Origin of the sequence: Burkholderia sp. MSMB1072 (genome assembly GCF_001524725.1) — a bacterium.
Taxonomy (GTDB): Bacteria; Pseudomonadota; Gammaproteobacteria; order Burkholderiales; family Burkholderiaceae; genus Burkholderia.
In genome coordinates this window covers 16,783-34,666 of sequence record NZ_LOYC01000071.1, presented here as the reverse complement: position 1 = coordinate 34,666, position 17,884 = coordinate 16,783, and the positions used below count along the sequence as shown (strand labels likewise).

General features: G+C 70.9%; 14 protein-coding genes. 7 read left to right on the top strand and 7 right to left on the bottom strand.

The window, feature by feature from the left end; translation table 11 throughout:
• The first annotated feature begins 9 nt into the window (after positions 1 to 9).
• A complete protein-coding gene (kynU, locus tag WS89_RS30060; protein ID WP_373557137.1) occupies positions 10 to 1,263 on the top strand; it encodes a kynureninase in 1,254 nt (417 codons plus the stop codon).
• Positions 1,264 to 1,353: 90 nt separating this feature from the next.
• Positions 1,354 to 2,286: a tryptophan 2,3-dioxygenase gene (kynA, locus tag WS89_RS30055; protein WP_059504632.1), complete on the top strand. Its 933-nt coding sequence runs from the start codon at positions 1,354 to 1,356 to the stop codon at positions 2,284 to 2,286.
• A gap of 20 nt (positions 2,287 to 2,306) precedes the next feature.
• Here the strand turns inward: kynA and WS89_RS30050 are convergent, their stop codons facing one another.
• The 4 genes from WS89_RS30050 to mdlC all read right to left on the bottom strand — a co-directional run bounded on the left by WS89_RS30050 (position 2,307) and on the right by mdlC (position 8,019).
• The gene (locus WS89_RS30050) at positions 2,307 to 3,713 is read right to left on the bottom strand and encodes an MFS transporter (RefSeq protein WP_059795726.1); all 1,407 of its coding nucleotides are present in this window, start codon (positions 3,711 to 3,713) and stop codon (positions 2,307 to 2,309) included.
• Positions 3,714 to 3,971: 258 nt separating this feature from the next.
• On the bottom strand, positions 3,972 to 4,916 hold the full coding sequence (locus tag WS89_RS30045) for a ketopantoate reductase family protein (protein WP_059795721.1): 945 nt from the start codon (positions 4,914 to 4,916) through the stop codon (positions 3,972 to 3,974).
• A 14-nt stretch (positions 4,917 to 4,930) separates the two neighbouring features.
• A complete protein-coding gene (locus WS89_RS30040; protein ID WP_059795719.1) occupies positions 4,931 to 6,382 on the bottom strand; it encodes an aldehyde dehydrogenase family protein in 1,452 nt (483 codons plus the stop codon).
• A 29-nt stretch (positions 6,383 to 6,411) separates the two neighbouring features.
• Positions 6,412 to 8,019: a benzoylformate decarboxylase gene (gene mdlC, locus WS89_RS30035; RefSeq protein WP_059795717.1), complete on the bottom strand. Its 1,608-nt coding sequence runs from the start codon at positions 8,017 to 8,019 to the stop codon at positions 6,412 to 6,414.
• A gap of 99 nt (positions 8,020 to 8,118) precedes the next feature.
• On the opposite strand from mdlC, the gene WS89_RS30030 reads away from it, so the two are divergent.
• The 4 genes from WS89_RS30030 to WS89_RS30015 all read left to right on the top strand — a co-directional run bounded on the left by WS89_RS30030 (position 8,119) and on the right by WS89_RS30015 (position 13,282).
• On the top strand, positions 8,119 to 9,030 hold the full coding sequence (locus tag WS89_RS30030) for a LysR family transcriptional regulator (protein WP_059795716.1): 912 nt from the start codon (positions 8,119 to 8,121) through the stop codon (positions 9,028 to 9,030).
• Between the two features lie 192 nt (positions 9,031 to 9,222).
• Entirely contained in the window at positions 9,223 to 10,617 is a 1,395-nt protein-coding gene (gene dalD / locus WS89_RS30025; RefSeq protein ID WP_059795714.1) for a D-arabinitol 4-dehydrogenase, read from the top strand.
• A 105-nt stretch (positions 10,618 to 10,722) separates the two neighbouring features.
• Positions 10,723 to 12,204, top strand: coding sequence for a xylulokinase (gene xylB, locus WS89_RS30020; protein ID WP_059504628.1), 1,482 nt, complete (start codon positions 10,723 to 10,725; stop codon positions 12,202 to 12,204).
• Positions 12,205 to 12,325: 121 nt separating this feature from the next.
• Positions 12,326 to 13,282 carry a sugar-binding transcriptional regulator gene (locus tag WS89_RS30015; protein ID WP_059504626.1) on the top strand — a complete coding sequence of 319 codons (957 nt, stop codon included), beginning with the start codon at positions 12,326 to 12,328 and terminating at the stop codon, positions 13,280 to 13,282.
• A 22-nt stretch (positions 13,283 to 13,304) separates the two neighbouring features.
• On the opposite strand, the gene WS89_RS30010 is transcribed toward WS89_RS30015, so the two are convergent.
• Both WS89_RS30010 and WS89_RS30005 read right to left on the bottom strand, forming a co-directional pair.
• Positions 13,305 to 14,528 carry an MFS transporter gene (locus WS89_RS30010; RefSeq protein ID WP_059795712.1) on the bottom strand — a complete coding sequence of 408 codons (1,224 nt, stop codon included), beginning with the start codon at positions 14,526 to 14,528 and terminating at the stop codon, positions 13,305 to 13,307.
• Positions 14,525 to 15,721, bottom strand: a complete 1,197-nt coding sequence (locus WS89_RS30005) for a serine hydrolase domain-containing protein (RefSeq protein WP_059795711.1) — start codon at positions 15,719 to 15,721, stop codon at positions 14,525 to 14,527. Before WS89_RS30005 ends, WS89_RS30010 begins: the two co-directional genes overlap by 4 nt.
• Before the next feature lie 113 nt (positions 15,722 to 15,834).
• On the opposite strand from WS89_RS30005, the gene WS89_RS30000 reads away from it, so the two are divergent.
• Positions 15,835 to 16,719 carry a LysR family transcriptional regulator gene (locus WS89_RS30000; protein WP_059504621.1) on the top strand — a complete coding sequence of 295 codons (885 nt, stop codon included), beginning with the start codon at positions 15,835 to 15,837 and terminating at the stop codon, positions 16,717 to 16,719.
• Between the two features lie 14 nt (positions 16,720 to 16,733).
• Here the strand turns inward: WS89_RS30000 and WS89_RS29995 are convergent, their stop codons facing one another.
• Positions 16,734 to 17,843: an ABC transporter ATP-binding protein gene (locus WS89_RS29995; RefSeq protein WP_034208252.1), complete on the bottom strand. Its 1,110-nt coding sequence runs from the start codon at positions 17,841 to 17,843 to the stop codon at positions 16,734 to 16,736.
• Between the last annotated feature and the right edge of the window lie 41 nt (positions 17,844 to 17,884).

The following is a 17,884-nucleotide window of genomic DNA, read 5'->3' as shown; positions in this document are numbered from 1 at the left end:
CCCATCATGATGATCAAGACCCGTGAAGACGCGCTCGCGCTCGACCGCGACGACCCGCTCGCCCCGCTGCGCGACCAGTTCTCGCTGCCCGACGGCGTGATCTACCTCGACGGCAACTCGCTCGGCGCGCAGCCGCGCGCGTCGGCTGCCCGCGCGCAGCAGGCGATCGGCGCCGAATGGGGCGAAGGCCTGATCCGCAGTTGGAACACGGCCGGCTGGTTCGCGCTGCCGCGCCGCCTCGGCGACAAGCTCGCGACGCTGATCGGCGGCGCGCCCGGCGAGACGGTCGTCACCGACACCATCTCGATCAACCTGTTCAAGCTGCTCTCGGCGATGCTGCGCCACCAGGCCGAGCGTGCGCCCGAGCGCCGCGTGATCGTGTCGGAACGCTCGAACTTCCCGACCGACCTGTACATCGCGCAAGGGCTGATCGAGCAGCTCGGCGGCCACTACGAGTTGCGCCTGATCGACGATCCGGCCGACCTGCCCGACGCGCTCGGCGCGGACACGGCCGTCGCGATGATCACCCACGTGAACTACCGCACCGGCTACATGCACGACATGCCAGCCGTCACGCAGCTCGTGCACGACGCGGGCGCGCTGATGCTGTGGGATCTCGCGCACTCGGCCGGCGCGGTGCCGGTCGACCTGAACGGCGCACGCGCGGACGGCGCGGTCGGCTGCACGTACAAGTACCTGAACGGCGGCCCCGGCTCGCCCGCGTTCGTGTGGGTGCCGCAACGCCATCTCGCGCATTTCTCGCAGCCGCTGTCGGGCTGGTGGGGCCACCGTGCACCGTTCGCGATGCAGCCGGGCTTCGCGCCCGATCCGGGCATCGCGCGCTTCCTGTGCGGCACGCAGCCGATCGTGTCGATGTCGATGGTCGAATGCGGGCTCGACGTATTCCTGCAGACCGACATGCAGACGATCCGCCGCAAGTCGCTCGCGCTGACCGACGCGTTCATCGCGCTCGTCGAGGAACGCTGCGCGGGCCTGTCGCTGAAGCTCGTCACGCCGCGCGCGCATCACCAGCGCGGCTCGCAGGCGAGCTTCGAGCATCCGCACGGCTACGAAGTGATGCAGGCGCTGATCGCGCGCGGCGTGATCGGCGACTACCGCGAGCCGTACGTGCTGCGCTTCGGCTTCACGCCGCTCTATACGCGCTTCGCCGACGTATGGGACGCGGTCGAGACGTTGCGCGACATCCTCGCCACCGACGCGTGGAAGGCGCCCGAGTTCGCCGAACGCGGCGCGGTGACCTGAGCGGTTTTGCGCGGCGCGCCGCCGGTGCATGCGGCGCGCGCGCCGCGCGTTCGTCATTCAAATCTGGAGAAAGTCGTGAATTCTGGTCATATGCAGCCCCCCGGCGGCGACGCGCCGGCAGGCTGTCCGTTCTCGGGCGCACGTGCGGCCCAGCCGGCGCAAGCCGCGCACGAAGCGCCGCACGTGCCGGGCGATGCCGCTGAAGGCGGCTGGCACGACGCGCAGCTCGATTTCTCGAAGTCGATGAGCTACGGCGACTACCTGTCGCTGAATGCGATCCTCGACGCGCAGCATCCGCTGTCGCCCGATCACAACGAGATGCTGTTCATCATCCAGCATCAGACGAGCGAGCTGTGGATGAAGCTCGCGCTGTTCGAGCTGCGCGGCGCGCTCGATGCGGTGCGCGCCGACGCGCTGCCGCCCGCGTTCAAGATGCTCGCGCGCGTGTCGCGCATCCTCGAGCAACTGGTGCAGGCGTGGAACGTGCTGTCGACGATGACGCCGTCCGAGTATTCGGCGATGCGGCCGTATCTCGGCCAGTCGTCGGGCTTCCAGTCGTATCAGTATCGCCAGCTCGAATTCCTGCTCGGCAACAAGAACGCGCGGATGCTGCAGCCGCATGCGCACCGGCCCGACATCCTCGAACAGGTGCGCGCGACGCTCGAGGCGCCGTCGTTCTACGACGAGGTCGTGCGCCTGCTCGCGCGGCGCGGGTTCCCCATCGCGCCCGAGCGGCTCGATCGCGACTGGACGCAGCCGACGCGTCACGACGAAACGGTCGAGGCCGCGTGGCTCGAGGTCTATCGTCATCCGCAGCAGCACTGGGAGCTGTACGAGATGGCCGAGGAACTGGTCGATCTCGAGGATGCGTTCCGCCAGTGGCGCTTCCGTCACGTGACGACGGTGGAGCGCATCATCGGCTTCAAGCAGGGCACCGGCGGCACGAGCGGCGCGCCGTACCTGCGCAAGATGCTCGACGTCGTGCTGTTCCCAGAACTCTGGCACGTGCGCACCACGCTGTAACGCACGTCGCTCGGGCGCCGTCACGACGACGTCCGAGCGAGCTCCTCCCCTTCGCGCGGCGGCGCATGCGCGCGCGACAGCCGCGGAATGTGCCGCCGCACCGCAAGCAGCGCGACGCAGACCACGCCCATCGCAACGGCCAGCATCGTCAGGTAGGCACCCGCGCCGCCCGCCGTGATCACGATCGCGCCCGCGAATGCGCTGAGGATCGCGCCGAGCCGGCCGAACGCGAGCGCACTCGCGGTGCCCGTCGCGCGCACGGCCGTGGGGTAGATGTACGCGCACAGCGCATACATCGTCGACTGCACCGCATTGACGAACAGCCCGTGCAAGCCGAGCCCGACGATCAGCCAGCCCGTATGGCGGCTCGCATCGACGCCCATCAGCCACACCGCGCTCGCCGCGCCGCCGATGCTGCACAGCACGAGCGGCCAGCGCGACCCCGCATGCGCGATCGCCCACGCGCACAGCAGCGCGCCGACCACGCCGCCGAGGTTGTACGCGGTGAGTCCCGAGCCCGCGACCGACACGCTCAACCCGCTCGCCGCGAGCATCGTCGGCAGCCAGCTGAACGCCGCATACACGGCGAGCAGGCACATGAAGAACGCGCACCACAGCGCGATCGTGTCGCGCGCGTGGCCGCTCGCGAACAGTGCGCCGAAGCCGCCGCGGCTGCCGGGCGCGTGGGCGTCCTTCGTATCGGTGAACACGGTGCCGGGCGCGACCGGCCGCTGCATTCGCGCGAGCAGCGCGCCGAGTTCCGGCCAGCGTGCGGGGCGCCGCGCGAGATAGCGCGGCGATTCGGGCAACGCGCGCACGAGCACGAAGCCGAACACGAGCGGCAGCGCACCGCCCGCGAAGAACAGCCCGCGCCAGCCGTAGCGCGGCAGCACCTCGTGCGCGAACAGGCCGGCCAGCATCCCGCCGAGCGGCACGCAGACGATCGTCGCGGTCACCATCATCGTGCGGCGCCGCGCGGGCGTGTATTCGGCGGTCATCGTGGTGGCCGTCGGCAGCGCGCCGCCGATCCCGAGCCCTGCACAGAAGCGCAGCATCGCGATCGTCGCGACGTCGGGCGCGAACCCGATCGCACAGGTCGCGATGCCGAACAGGAACACGCTGCCGATCACGGCCTGGCGGCGGCCGAAGCGATCCGCGACGATCCCCGCGCACGCGCTGCCGATACCCATTCCGATCAGCCCCGCCGCGACGGCCGGCGCGAACGCGCCACGCGTGATGCCCCATTCGCGGATCAGCACGGGAATCGCGAAACCGATCAGTTGGCCGTCGAAGCCGTCGAGCACGATCGCGAGCGCGGCGAGCAGCACCACGCCGCGCTGCATCGCCGTGAACGGCCCGTCGTCGAGCGTCGTGCCGACGTCGACCGACGGCGGCAGCCGTCCGTCCAGCGGGTCGCGCGTGCTCATGCGACCTCCCGGGCGCCGCACGTCGGCGGCAACGTGCGCGAACGGCGCGCGGCAAGACAACGGTATTCGATGGCTTTCATGGCGCCTCCTGTTGTCCGGGCTGGCGCACACGCGTGCCCGGATCTCGTACTGCGCAGCCGGCCGGTGCGCATGCATCGGCGCCGGCGTCCTGTCCTGCCTTTCACGATCCGGCGCCATCGCCCCGCGTGCGCGGCATCCGTCTCGTCACGCGGCGCCAGCCGGCCGCCGGCCTGCTGCTCAGTTCGTCCGTGCGTCGATCAGCCGGACGAGCGCGAGCAGCGTCTCGGCATGCGGCACCGCGACGCCCGCTTCGCGCGCGGCCGCGACGACCTTGCCGTTGATCGCGTCGATCTCGGTGCGGCGGCCCGCGAGCACGTCCTGCAGCATCGACGGGCGATGGCCGCGATGTTCGAGGATCGCATGCTCGACGTTGCGCGCAATGCGTTCGCCGTCGACCGCAATGCCCTTCGCGCGCGCGACGGCGGCAGTCTCGGCCGCGATCGCCAGCGCGAGCCGCGGCCCGTCGTGATGACGGCCAAGCTGATCGACGGTGCAGCCCGTCGCCGCGCACAGCGTGTTGAGCGCCGCATTGAACGCGACCTTCTCCCAGATCGCGGCCCACACGTCGGGATCGAGCGTGCACGCGAGCCCCGCGCGCGACAACGCGTCGGCCACGGCCGTCGCGAACGGGCGCGCCGCGCCGTCGGCCGTCATCATGCGGATCGTGCCGGCGCCGTGCGAGCGCACGTGCGCGGGGCCGGCCGCATCGGCCGGCCACGTCGTCACGCCGACCAGGATGCGCTCGATCGGTACGAACGCATTCAGCGTCTCGACGTTGCCGAGCCCGTTCTGCAGCGTCAGCACGAACGTGCCCGCCGTCAGCAGCGCACGCACGCCGTCGAGCGCCGCCCGCGTGTGCAGCGATTTCGTGAAAACGATCAGGAGGTCGAACGGTGTGTCGGGCGCGGCGGCCGCGTGCGCGTTCGCGACTTCCGGCCGCACGGCCTGCAGCGTGCGAATGCGCCGCTCGCCGCGATCGTCGTCGATGCGCAGCCCGTCGCGACGGATGGCATCGAGATGCGTATCGTTCACGTCGATCAGCGTGACGGCTTCGCCGCTTTCGGCGAGCCGCCCGCCGAACAGCGAGCCCATCGCGCCCGCGCCCAGAATCGCGATCCTCATCGTCGGCAGCCTCGTCAGAACGGATAGTGGCGCGGCGCCGTCTGCACGGTGATCCAGCGCAGGTCGGTGAACGCGGCGATGCCGGCCTGGCCGCCGAAGTGGCCGAAGCCGCTGTCCTTCACGCCGCCGAACGGCATCTGCGCCTCGTCGTGCACGGTCGGGCCGTTCACGTGACAGATGCCCGATTCGATGCGCGCGGCGATACGCAGCGCCCGCGCGACGTCGCGGCTGAACACGGCCGACGCCAGCCCGAACGCGTTGTCGTTCGCGCAGCGGATCGCGGCGTCCTCGCCGTCGACGCGCACGATACCCTTCACCGGGCCGAACGATTCTTCCGCATAGATGCGCATCGCCGGCGTCACGTGATCGAGCAGCGTCGCGGGAAACAGCGTGCCGTCGGCCTTGCCGCCGCACAGCAGCGTCGCGCCGTGCGCGAGCGCATCGTCGATCAGCGCGTTGCAGCGCTCGACGGCCTTCGCGTCGATCAGCGAACCGAGCACGACGGGCCCGTGGCGCGGGTCGCCGAGCGGCAGCGATGCGGCCTTGGCGGCAAGCTTCGCTGCGAAAGCATCGGCGATCGATGCGTCGACGACGATGCGCTCCGTCGACATGCAGATCTGCCCGGAATTCGCGAATGCGCCGAATGCGGCCGCGTCGACCGCCGCGTCGAGATCGGCATCGTCGAGCACGACGAACGGCGCCTTGCCGCCGAGTTCCAGCACCGACGGTTTCAGATGGCGCGCGCATGCTTCGGCGACGATCCGCCCGACCCGGGTCGAGCCGGTGAAATTCACGCGGCGCACGGCCGGATGCGCGATCAATGCGTCGACGACGGCGCCCGCGTCGTCGGGCGCGTTCGTCACGAAGTTGACGACGCCCGGCGGCAGCCCGGCCTCCTGCAGCGCCTCGACGACCAGCCCGTGCGTGACGGGGCACAGTTCCGAGCCTTTCAGCACGACCGTGTTGCCGCATGCGAGCGGCAGCGCGAGCGCGCGCGTCGCGAGAATCACCGGCGCATTCCACGGCGCGATGCCGAGCACGACGCCGGCCGGCTGCCGCACGCCCATCGCGAGCGAGCCGGGCACGTCGGACGGGATCAGCGCGCCGCCGACTTGCGTGGTGAGCGACGCGGCCTCGACGAGCCCGCTCGCCGCGAGCTTCACGTTGAAGCCGGCCCACAGCGCGGAGGCGCCCGTCTCGGCCGCCATCGCGGCGACGAACTGCTCGTGTTTCGCTTCGAGCGCGGCGGCCGCCTTCAGCAGCAATGCGCGTCGCGCGCCGGGGCCGAGCACGGCCCATTCGGGAAACGCACGCGCGGCCGCGTCGGCCGCCGCGCACGCATCGTCGACGGTGCCCGCAGGCGCGACCGACGCGATTTCGCCGTCGAGCGGGTTGCGGCGCACGAAGGTCGCGCCGCCGGACGAGTGGCGGCGTTCGCCGCCGATCAGCATCGCTACGGTTTGCATGGCATCTCCGGAAAGACACGCGCGGCGCGTCAGGCAATCTCGACTTCGACGACGACCGGCGTCGCGGCCCGCAGCGCGTCGGTCAGCGTGTCGCGCAGGCGTGCGGCGTCGGCGACGCGCACGCCGCGGCAGCCCATCCCTTGCGCGAGCGCGACGAAATCCAGGTCGGGCAGATCGGTGCCCTGCACCGGATCGCCGGGGCCGAAGCCGAACACGGGCGCGAAGTCCTGCAGCGCCGCGTAACGCCGGTTGTTCAGGATCACGAACGTGATCGGCAGCTTCAGCTGCGCGGCGCTCCACAGCGCCTGGATCGAGTACAGACTCGAGCCGTCGCCGATCAGCCCGATCACGCGCCGGCCCGGCTGCGCGAGCGCGACGCCGACGGCGGCCGGCATCCCGTAGCCCAGGCCGCCGCTGTCCATCGTGTAGAACGTGCCGCTGCGCGTGAACGGCAGATGTTCCTGCATCACCGACCGCGCGCTCGGCGCCTCCTCGACGACGATGTCCTGCGCGTCGCGCACGTCGGCGAGCGTCTGCAGCGCGAACGCGACCGACATGCGCTCGCCGGCGGCGGGCGTGTCGACACGGACGTGCGGCGGGCGCAGCGCGGGCATCGGCCGCTCGGGCGGCGCGGGCCGCGTCAGCAGATCGCGCGCGGCGAGCCGCAGGTTGCCGACGACCGCATCGCCCGACGGTGTCCACGCGGCGACGCCCGGATCGTCGACGAGCTGCACGAGCATCGCGCCCGGCGGCACGTGCGGACCGAAGCCTTCGATGTGATAGGTGAACGCGGGCGCGCCGAACGCGAACACGAGATCGTGCCCGGCGAGCCGCGCGACGATCTTCTCGCGGATCGCGGGCAGGAAGCCGGCGAACAGCGGATGGTCCTCGGGAAAGCTGCAGCGCCCCGACATCGGCGCGACGTACACGCGCGCACGATGCCGCTCGGCGAGACGCACGGCGTCGTCCCACGCCCCCGCGCGATCGACGGCCGCGCCGACCACGAACGCCGGGCGCCGCGCGGCGTCGAGCGCGTCGCCGAGCCGCGCGAGCGCGTCGGGATCGGGCCGCACGATACTGCTGACGTCGCGCCGCGGCAGCCGTTCGGCCGGCTGGTCCCAGTCGTCGACCGGGATGGACACGAACACGGGGCCGCGCGGCTCCTGCATCGCGATACGGTACGCACGCGCGATCGCGGCCGGCACGTCCTGCGCGCGAGCGGGCTCGATGCTCCATTTCACGTACGGCTTCGGCAGCTCGGCGGCCTGCGTCGCGCCGAGGAACGGATCGAACGGCAGAATCGCGCGCGCCTGCTGGCCTGCGGTGACGATCAGCGGCGTGCGGTTCTTGAACGCGGTAAACAGGTTGCCCATCGCGTTGCCGACGCCCGCCGCCGAATGCAGGTTGACGACCGCTGCATTGCCGGTGGCCTGCGCATGGCCGTCGGCCATCCCGACCACGACGGCTTCGTGCAGGCCGAGCACGTAGCGGAAATCGTCGGGGAAGTCGCGAAACATCGGCAGCTCGGTCGAGCCGGGATTGCCGAACACGCGGTCGATGCCGAACTGGCGAAACAGGTCGATGACGGCATCGCGAACGGTGATCGATACGGCGGATTGGGACGGGGTGCCGGACATGCTCGGGCGTCTCCTCGATGGCTTGGCGGTTTCCACAGTATCGAAGCGCAAGCCATTCGCGGATACTGTATTTTCTGCGAAAAGCCATTACGTCCCGGCATGACTTTCGATCTCCGACAATTGCGTGCGTTCACGACGATCGTCGCGTGCGGCAGCCTCGGCCGCGCGGCCGACGCGCTGCACGTCACGCAGCCGGCGCTGAGCCGGATCCTGAAGCGGCTCGAGGAGCAGGTCGGCGCGCCGCTGTTCGAGCGCCATTCGAAGGGCGTGCAGCTCACCGCGTTCGGCGAAGCGTTGCTGCCGCACGCGACGCTGCTGCAGCACGAGGCCGAGCATGCGCGCGAGGAACTGGACGCGATGCGCGGGTTCGCGAAGGGCACGATCAAGGTCGGCACGGTGGGCAGCATCGCGAGCCTCGTGCTGCCGGTCGCGGTCGGCCGCGTGCTCGACCGCTGGCCGAACCTGCGCGTCGAAATCATCGAAGGCGTGTGGGACCGGCTCGCGCAAGGGCTGGTCAAGCACGAGATCGACCTCGCGCTGTCCGCGCACGGGCCCGATACCGACGAGATCGTCGCGATTCCCGAATGCCGCTGGGAAGATCGCAGCCATATCGTTGCGGCGCCGCACCATCCGCTGCGCGCACTCGGCCGCGCGCCGACGCTCGCCGATACGCTGCACGCGCGCTGGGCGATTCCGCCGCGCGGCACCGCGCCGTTCGACCATATGCGTGCGACCTTCGACGCACACGGCCTCCCGCTGCCCGACATCGCGGTCGAGACGCGCTCGGTCACGACGCTGAAAAGCTTGGTCGCGCATGCGGGATTCCTCTGCTGGATGGCCGAGCCAATGTACGGCGCCGAACGGCGCGCCGGCACGATCGACACGCTGCCCGTGCGCGAAGTCGTCGCGGTGCGCACGCTCACCGCATTCAGGCGCCGCCACGGGATCCTGCCGGGGCCGGCCGGCAAGCTGCTCGACGAACTCGTCGCGCTCACGCGCGAAGGGCGCTGACGCTTTTTCCGCCAGCTGCGTCGCGCCTGCCCGCATGCCCGCCCGCGTGCCCGCCCCGCCCGCGCCGCAGCGCACCATCGAAATGCCGTGTCCCCGCCTTGACTTTCGTTCGCCCGAATACGATCATTCGCTCACATAAAGAGCAAATGATCGTATTCGACAGGATAGACAGGCAGGAACAGGAGACACCGCATGAGCGACTCGCCCTCCGCCCGCACGCCCGTGCTGCTGCACATCGGCGCGGGCTCGTTTCACCGCGCGCACCAGGCGTGGTATCTGCATCGCGTGAACGCGGCCGTGCCGGCCGACGAACGCTGGTCGCTGACCGTCGGCAACATTCGCGACGACATGCGCGCGACGATGGACGCGCTCGCCGCGCAACATGGCGCGTACACGCTCGAAACCGTCACGCCGCAAGGCGAGCGCGCCTACGAGACGATCCGCTCGATCACGCGCGTGCTGCCGTGGTCGATCGATCTCGCCGCGCTGATCGACGCCGGCGCCGATCCGGCTTGCCGGATCGTGTCGTTCACCGTCACCGAAGGCGGCTACTACCTCGACGAACACGACCGGCTCGACCTCGCGAACGCCGATGTCGCCGCCGACCTGCAGGGCGCGCGCACCACGCTGTACGGTGCGCTCGCGGCGCTGCTCGCCGAACGCGTGCGGCGCGGCGCCGGCCCGCTCACGCTGCAAAGCTGCGACAACCTGCGCAACAACGGCGCACGCTTTCGCGCGGGGATGCGCGAATTCCTCGAACGGCGCGGCGAAACGGCTCTCGTCGCGTGGTTCGATGCGAACGTCGCGACGCCCAGCGCGATGGTCGATCGCATCACGCCGCGCCCGACCGCCGACGTGCGCAAGCGCGTACGCGCGGCCACCGGCGTCGACGACGCGTGCCCGGTGATGGGCGAATCGTTCATCCAGTGGGTGATCGAGGATCGTTTCGCGGCCGGCCGGCCGCGCTGGGAGCTAGCCGGCGCGGAACTCGTCGACGACGTGCATCCGTACGAGGAAGCGAAGATCCGCATCCTCAACGCGACCCACAGCTGCATTGCATGGGCCGGCACGCTGGCGGGCCATACGTATATCCACGAAGGCACGCACGACGCGGCGATCCGTCGCTTCGCGCACGACTACGTGACGCAGGACGTGATCCCGTGCCTGACGCCGAGCCCGCTCGATCTCGCGCGCTACCGCGACGTCGTGCTCGAGCGCTTCGGCAACCCGTACGTGCTCGACACGAACCAGCGCGTCGCGGCCGACGGCTTCTCGAAGATCCCCGGCTTCATCGCGCCGACGCTCGTCGAATCGTTCGCGCGCGGCGCCGCGCCGGTCGCCACCGCCGTGCTGCCCGCGCTGTTCCTGCGCTTTCTCGAGCGCTGGGCACGCGGCACGCTGCCGTATGCGTACCAGGACGGCGTGATGGACGAAAGCGCCGCGCGTGCGATCGTCGACGCCGACGACCCGGTCGTCGCGCTGTGCACCGACCGCGCGCTGTGGGGGTCACTGGCCGGCAACGCCGCGCTGCTCGACGCGTTGCGCGCCGGGCTCGCGCGCGTCGACGCATGGCTCGCCGCGCGCTGACGACGCGCGCGCCGGCGCCCGGCCGCGCAGCCGGGCGAACCCGCTTGGCACATGCCGCGCGGCACGGCTAAAGTAGCGGCTCCTCTCTGACGGAACGGATCGCACATGTATCTCGGCATCGACCTCGGCACCTCGGAAGTGAAGGTGCTGCTGCTCGCCCCGGACGGCGCGGTCGTCGGCACCGCCGGCTCGCCGTTCACGGTGTCGCGACCGCATCCGCGCTGGGCCGAACAGCATCCGGACGACTGGTGGCAAGGCACGCTCGCCGCGCTCGCGACACTGCGCGAGCGACACCCCCAGGCGTTCGCGCAGGTGCGCGGCATCGGCCTGTCGGGCCAGATGCACGGCGCGGTGCTGCTCGGCCGCGACGATCGCGTGCTGCGCCCCGCGATCCTGTGGAACGACATGCGCAGCGCCGACGAATGCGCGCTGCTCACCGAGCGCGCACCCGATCTCCATGCGCTGGCCGGCAACCTCGCGATGCCCGGCTTCACCGCGCCGAAACTGCTGTGGGTCGCGAAGCACGAACCCGACGTGTTCGCCGCAACCGCATGCGTGCTGATGCCGAAGGACTACCTGCGATTCCGGCTGACCGGCGCGAAAGTGTCGGACCCGTCGGACGCGGCCGGCACGCTGTGGCTCGACGTTGCACGCCGCGACTGGTCCGATGCGCTGCTCGCCGCGTGCGGGATGACACGCGAGCAGATGCCGCGCATCGTCGAGGGCAACGCGCCGTCCGGCACGCTGCGCGCGGACGTCGCACGCGAGCTCGGGCTGTCGGAAGCCGTCCCGGTCGCGGGCGGCGGCGGCGACAACGCGACGAGCGCGCTCGGCATCGGTGCGATCCACGCGGGCGACGGCTTCGTGTCGCTCGGCACGTCCGGCGTGCTGAGCGTGGTCGGCGACCGCTTCATGCCGAATCCCGCCTCGGCCGTGCATGCGTTCTGCCATGCGATTCCCGATCGCTGGCAATTGATGAGCGTCGTGCTGTCGGCCGCGAGCTGCCTGCGCTGGGTCTGCAAGCTGACCGGTACCGACGAGCCCGCGCTGCTCGCCGAAGTCGCGGCGCTCGACGCCGACGCGCTCGCCGCGGCGCCGCTGTTCCTGCCCTACCTGTCGGGCGAACGCACGCCGCACAACGATCCGTACGCACAAGGCGCGTTCTTCGGGATGACGCACGCGACCGAGCGTGCGCACCTCGGCTATGCGGTGCTCGAAGGCGTGACGCTCGGCCTCGCCGACGGCCTCGACGCGCTGCATGCGGCCGGCGTCGAAACCGACCAGTTGTCGCTGATCGGCGGCGGCGCGCGCAGCGCGTTCTGGGCGCAACTGATCGCGGACGCGCTGAACGTGCGCACGCGCCAGATCGGCGGCGGCGAAACGGGCGCGGCGCTCGGCGCGGCACGGCTCGGGTGGCTAGCCGTCGGCGGCGATCCGCAGACGGTGCTGACCAAGCCGCCGGTGCGCGCCGAATACGCACCGGACGCCGCCCGCCATGCGCGGCTGCGCGAGCGCCTCGATGCGTTCCGTACGCTGTACCGTCACGTGCGGCCGTTGTACGAACCGTCGCGCGCACGGCTCGCGTAGGCGCCGCGCACGCACGGCCGCCCGCCGGCCGTGCGTGCGACATGCGGTACAGTGGATGCCGTCATGCGGCCCGCCGGCCGGCCCACGGGGCGGCCCCCCAGATCCGAACCGAATCGCTATCGTGTCCAAGTCCTCAGAAAAACTCGATCTCGCCACGCGCGCCGCGTGGCTCTATTACGTCGCGGGCGACACGCAGAACGAAATCGCCGAAAAACTGCAGGTGTCGCGCCCCGTCGCGCAGCGCCTCGTCGCGTTCGCGGTCGAGAAGAACCTGATCCGCGTGCGCGTCGATCACCGGCTCGCCGACTGTCTCGATCTCGGCGCGCAGCTGTCGAAACGCTACGGCCTCGCGATGTGCGAAGTCGTGCCCGTCGACGCCGATGCGCCCGACGCGATCGACCGCAAGCTCGCGGTCGCCGGCGCGCAGGTGATGGAGCGCTACCTGAACGAAACGCGGCCGATGGTGATCGCGGTCAGCAGCGGCCGAACGCTGAAGGCCGCGGTCGCGCAGATCGCGCAGATCGACCGCCCGCAGCACCGGCTCGTGTCGATGGTCGGCGCGATCGCGGCCGACGGCTCGTCGAACCGCTACGACGTCGCGCAGTACATCTCCGAGAAAACCGGCAGCAAGCATTTCCTGCTGCCCGCGCCGCTGTTCGCCGACAGCGACGCCGAGCGCGCGCAGTGGTGCAATCACCGGCTGTACCGGATCGTCGAGGCGCTGTCGGGCGAGGCGGACGTCGCGTTCGTCGGGATCGGCAACATCGGTCCGCACTGCCCGCTCTACGAAGACGGCTTCATCACCGAGCAGGAGCGCGACGAGATGACCGCGCTCGGCGCGGTGGCCGAACTGCTCGGCGTGCCGATCGACGCGCACGGCACGCAGATCACCGTGTCGACGAGCGCACGCGTGACGAGCGTCGCGCTCGCCACGCCGCCGAAGCGGCCGACGATCGCGTTCGCCGGCGGCCCGAAGAAACACGACGCGGTGATTGCCGCGCTGCGCGGCGGCTGGCTGTCGGGGCTCGTCACCGACGAAACCTGCGCGCGCGCCGCGCTCGCCGCGAAGGCGGCCTGACGCCGCCGTCGCACGCGCCGGCTCAGGCCGCGCCCGGCGCCGGAAACGCATGCCGGCGTGCACGCCACGCGCCGACCCATGCCAGCGCCAGCAGCGCGACGAGCACCCACGGAATCGCGCCGGCGCCCGTCGCGCCGAGCAGCATCCCGCCCGCGATGCCGCCGCCGGCGATCGCCAGATTCCACACCGTCACGAGCATCGACTGCGCGACGTCGGCCGATTCGCCCGCCGCGTTCGCGGTGGCCGTCTGGAACAGCGTCGGCGCGCCGCCGAACGCGAGCCCCCACAGCACGACGCCCGCATAGACGGTCGTCATCCCGGAACCGGCGCCGAGCATCGCCGCCGCCAGCGCGAACAGCGCGATGCTCGCGAGCGTGAGGCGTCGCTGCGCGGCGCCGATCCATGCGCCCGTCAGCGCGATGCCGAAGAGCGACGCGACGCCGAACACGAACAGCACCACATCGACCTGCGTACCCATCCGCACGCCCGCGAGGAACGGCGCGACGTACGTGTACAGCATGTTGTGCGCGAGCACGTACGCGAACATCACCGTCAGCACCGGGCGCACGCCGGGCAGCGTCATCACGCCGAGCACCGGCTCGCGCGCGCCGGCCTGCTGGCCCGGATAGTCGGGTACGCGCATGCGGATCCAGCCGATCAGCGCGAGCGCCGCGGCCGAAATACCGGCGAACGCGATGCGCCAGCCGAACGTCGCGCCGAGCGCGGTGCCGGCCGGAATGCCGATCGACATCGCCGCCGGTATGCCGAGCATCGCGACCGCGATCGCGCGGCCGCGCAGCGACGGGTCGACCATCCGGCTCGCATAGCCGGCCAGCAGCGCCCACAGCAGTCCGGCCGACATCCCCGCGACGAACCGGGCCGCAAGCGTGAGCGCGTAATACGGCGACGCGGCCGTCAGCGCGTTCGACACGACGAAGCCTGCCAGCGCCGCGAGCAACAGGCGGCGCCGGCGCATCGCGCGCGTCGCGGCGACGAGCGGAATCGCCGCGACGATCGAGCCGAGCGCGTAGGCGGTCACCAGTTGGCCGATCAGCGCCTCGGTCACGCGCAGGTCGGCGCTCATCGGCGGCAGCAGGCCGGCCGGCAGCGCTTCGGTGAGCACCGTGATGAAGCCGGCGGTGGCCAGCGCAAGCAGGTTCGCGACAGGCAGGTGAGCACGGGCCGGCGTGGACGGATCGGCAGCCCGATCGACGGCGCGGCTGGAGACGGATATGCACTCGCTCATTGCGCACTCCGGTCGTCGACGCCATACACCGCATCGCGCACGTCGGTGACGATGCGCCCGTGCATCCCTTCGTACAACGTATTGGTCAGCGCCACCACCGTCAGCCCGGCCGCCCGGTCGACGAACCACGCATGCCCGTAGGCGCCGCCCCAGCGCCACGTGCCGACCGATTCCGGCGATTGCGCGGCCACCGGGTCATGCAGCACGGAAAAGCCGAGTCCGAAGCCGAACCCCGGCGCGTCCGGCAGATCGTGCGCGCCCGGCTGAACGCGCGACATCTCGTCGATCCAGCGGCGCGCGAGCCAACCGTCGCGCCCGGTGCGCAACGTATCGAGCAGCGTCATGCAGTCGGCCGCCGTACCGATCATCCCGGCGCCGCCCGACGGCCACGCGGCCGCGTCGAACGCGCGCGCCGGTGCGAAACGGATGCCGACCGTACCCTCGTACACCGGGACGAGATCGTCGTCGGTCATGCGGCGCGGCACGCCGGGCGTACTGACGTAAGGCGTCGCCAGGCGCGCCGCGTCATGCGTGAAAAACGCCGTGTCGGTCATCCCGAGCGGCGCCGTCACGAGCGCCGCCACGGCGTCGGCGAGCGGCCGGCCGTCGACCGCCTCGATCAGCGCACCGACCACGTCGGTCGCGAGCGAGTAGTGCCACGATGTGCCGGGCGCGAACCGCAGCGGCACGCCGCCGACGCGCCGCACGTTCTCCGCGAGCGACGGTCCGGCGACGTCCATGCCGTCGGACACGCCCGCGCGCGCATACGGCCCGTCGGCGTCGGCTTCGAGGAAGCGATAGCCGAGCCCGGCCGTGTGCGACAGCAGATGGCGCAGCGTGATGTCGGCAGGCGCGCCGCCCGCGAGCGTCGGCGTGAATGCGGGCAGCCAGCGCGCAACCGGTTCGTCGAGCCCGATCTTCGATGCCGCGACCAGCCGCATCGCGGCGGCCGTCACGATCGGCTTGGATACCGACGCGAGCCGGAACAGCGTGTCCTCGCGCATCGGCGTGCCGGCTTCGCGGTCGGCCAGCCCGGCCGCGCGTGCATAACGCAATTCGCCGTCGCGCGCGACCAGCACGACCGCGCCGACCACGCGCGCGTCGGCCAGCGCGCGATCGAGCACGGCGTCGAGCCGCGCGCGCAGCGCGGCGTCCGGTTCCCTGCGGTGCGTGGTGACAGGCAGCGATGACATGGCGTGACCTCGAACAGTGAAGGAACGCCCATCGTAAGGAGCCGGCACCGGAAGAAAAACCGGGTTAGAGTTCCGGACACTCCGGACATCGATGTCCGTAATCGAGGCCCTGCATGGAAAATCTTGGCGGTTTCGTCGTGTTCGTCCAGGTCGCGGAAACGCGCAGCTTCGTCGCGGCCGGCCGCGCGCTCGGATTGTCGGCGTCGGCGATCGGCAAGCGCATCGCGCGCCTCGAGGCGCGCCTGAACGTGCGGCTCTTTCACCGCAGCACGCGCAGCATCACGCTGACGGCCGAAGGCGCGCGCTTTCTCGAACGGTGCCGGCGCGTGATCGCCGAAATCGACGCGGCCGAGCGGGAATTGACGCAGAGCGTCGAGGCGCCGCGCGGGCGGCTGCGCGTGAGCCTGCCGACGATCGGCACGCTGCTGTTGCCGGTGCTCGCCGATTTCATGGCCGCGTATCCGGAGATCGAGCTCGACATCGATTTCAGCGACCGGATCGTCGACGTGATCGACGAAGGCTTCGACGTGGTCCTGCGCACCGGCCGGCCGACCGATTCGCGACTGTCGTCGCGGCTGCTCGGCCACTTCCGCCAGCACCTGGTCGCGTCGCCCGACTATCTCGACCGGCACGGCGCGCCGCGCACGCCGGCCGATCTCGCGCAGCATCGCTGCCTGCATTACCGCTTCCCGAGCAGCGGCAAGCTCGAGATCTGGCCGCTGCGCGCGCCGCGCACCGGCACGCCGCCGGAGGTACCCGTCTCGATGGTCAGCAACAACGCCGAGACGCGCCTGTGCTTCGCGCTGCGCGGGCTCGGCATCGCATGCCTGCCCGAGTTCTTCGTACGCGACACGCTCGCCGACGGCAGGCTGCGCGCGGTGCTCGACGACCACGTCGCGAGCCGCACGCCGTTCTACGTGCTGTGGCCGTCAGGCCGCCATCCGATGCCCAAGCTGCGCGCGTTCGTCGACTACATGGCCGAGCATTTGCGGTTGTAACCGGCGCGCGGCGGTCAAGCCGCCTTCGCGTGCGCGCTCAGCCGCCGGAACGCCTGCCCGTGCTCGTCGAACAGATGGCAGTGCTCGGGCAGCGCATGCACGCGCAGCGCCTCGCCGGTGCGATACGTGTCGAGCGGCGGAATTCGCGCGATCAGCCCGTCCGGCGCGACGGCCGACTCCGCATACAGATACGCCGCGTCGCCGAGCGATTCGACGGCCATCGTCCGCGCGGCGACGCCGGCCGCCGCCGCATCGACCAGCAGGTGCTCCGGCCGCACGCCGACGGTCACGGCCGCACCGCGCTGCAGCCCGGCCGCGTCGACCGCGACACGCTGCGTCTCGCCGCTATCGAACCGCACGAGCACGCCGGTCGCATCGGCCGATTCGACCGTGCCCTTCAGGAAGTTCATCTTCGGCGAGCCGATGAAGCCCGCGACGAACTGGTTCGCCGGCGCGTGATACAGCGTGTTCGGCGTGCCGACCTGCTGCACCGCGCCGCCCGACAGCACGACGATCTTGTCGGCGAGCGTCATCGCCTCGACCTGGTCGTGCGTCACGTAGATCATCGTCGTCTTCAGCTCGTCATGCAGCCGCGCGAATTCCAGCCGCATCTTCACGCGCAGCGCGGCGTCGAGGTTCGACAGCGGTTCGTCGAACAGGAACACCTTCGGCTTGCGCGTGATCGCGCGGCCGATCGCGACGCGCTGCCGCTGTCCGCCGGACAACTGCTTCGGCTTGCGGTCGAGCAGGTGATCGATGTGCAGGATCTTCGCGGCCTGCTTCACGGCCTGGTCGATCTCGGGCTTCTTCGCGCCCGCGAGCTTGAGGCCGAACGCCATGTTGTCGTACAGCGTCATGTGCGGGTACAGCGCATACGACTGGAACACCATCGCGATGCCGCGCTTCGCGCTCGGCACGTCGTTGACCTTCGCGCCGTCGATCAGCAGGTCGCCGCTCGAAATGTCTTCGAGGCCGGCGATCATCCGCATCAGCGTGGATTTGCCGCAGCCGCTCGGCCCGACGAATACGACGAATTCGCCGTCGGCGATGTCGAGGTTCACGTTGCGCAGCACTTCGGTGTCGTCGTAGCGCTTCGCGATGTTGCGCAGGAGCACGCTTGCCATGATCTGTCTCCGTTCGTTCGTGATGCACCGCCTGGCCGGCG

Bases quoted from the DNA above. Each gene is read 5' to 3' on its own strand.
- kynU (WP_373557137.1), top strand. From the start codon at position 10: ATGATCAAGACCCGTGAAGACGCGCTCGCGCTCGACCGCGACGACCCG.
- kynA (WP_059504632.1), top strand. From the start codon at position 1,354: ATGCAGCCCCCCGGCGGCGACGCGCCGGCAGGCTGTCCGTTCTCGGGC.
- WS89_RS30050 (WP_059795726.1), bottom strand. From the start codon at position 3,713: ATGAGCACGCGCGACCCGCTGGACGGACGGCTGCCGCCGTCGGTCGAC.
- WS89_RS30045 (WP_059795721.1), bottom strand. From the start codon at position 4,916: ATGAGGATCGCGATTCTGGGCGCGGGCGCGATGGGCTCGCTGTTCGGC.
- WS89_RS30040 (WP_059795719.1), bottom strand. From the start codon at position 6,382: ATGCAAACCGTAGCGATGCTGATCGGCGGCGAACGCCGCCACTCGTCC.
- mdlC (WP_059795717.1), bottom strand. From the start codon at position 8,019: ATGTCCGGCACCCCGTCCCAATCCGCCGTATCGATCACCGTTCGCGAT.
- WS89_RS30030 (WP_059795716.1), top strand. From the start codon at position 8,119: ATGACTTTCGATCTCCGACAATTGCGTGCGTTCACGACGATCGTCGCG.
- dalD (WP_059795714.1), top strand. From the start codon at position 9,223: ATGAGCGACTCGCCCTCCGCCCGCACGCCCGTGCTGCTGCACATCGGC.
- xylB (WP_059504628.1), top strand. From the start codon at position 10,723: ATGTATCTCGGCATCGACCTCGGCACCTCGGAAGTGAAGGTGCTGCTG.
- WS89_RS30010 (WP_059795712.1), bottom strand. From the start codon at position 14,528: ATGAGCGAGTGCATATCCGTCTCCAGCCGCGCCGTCGATCGGGCTGCC.
- WS89_RS30005 (WP_059795711.1), bottom strand. From the start codon at position 15,721: ATGTCATCGCTGCCTGTCACCACGCACCGCAGGGAACCGGACGCCGCG.
- WS89_RS30000 (WP_059504621.1), top strand. From the start codon at position 15,835: ATGGAAAATCTTGGCGGTTTCGTCGTGTTCGTCCAGGTCGCGGAAACG.
- WS89_RS29995 (WP_034208252.1), bottom strand. From the start codon at position 17,843: ATGGCAAGCGTGCTCCTGCGCAACATCGCGAAGCGCTACGACGACACC.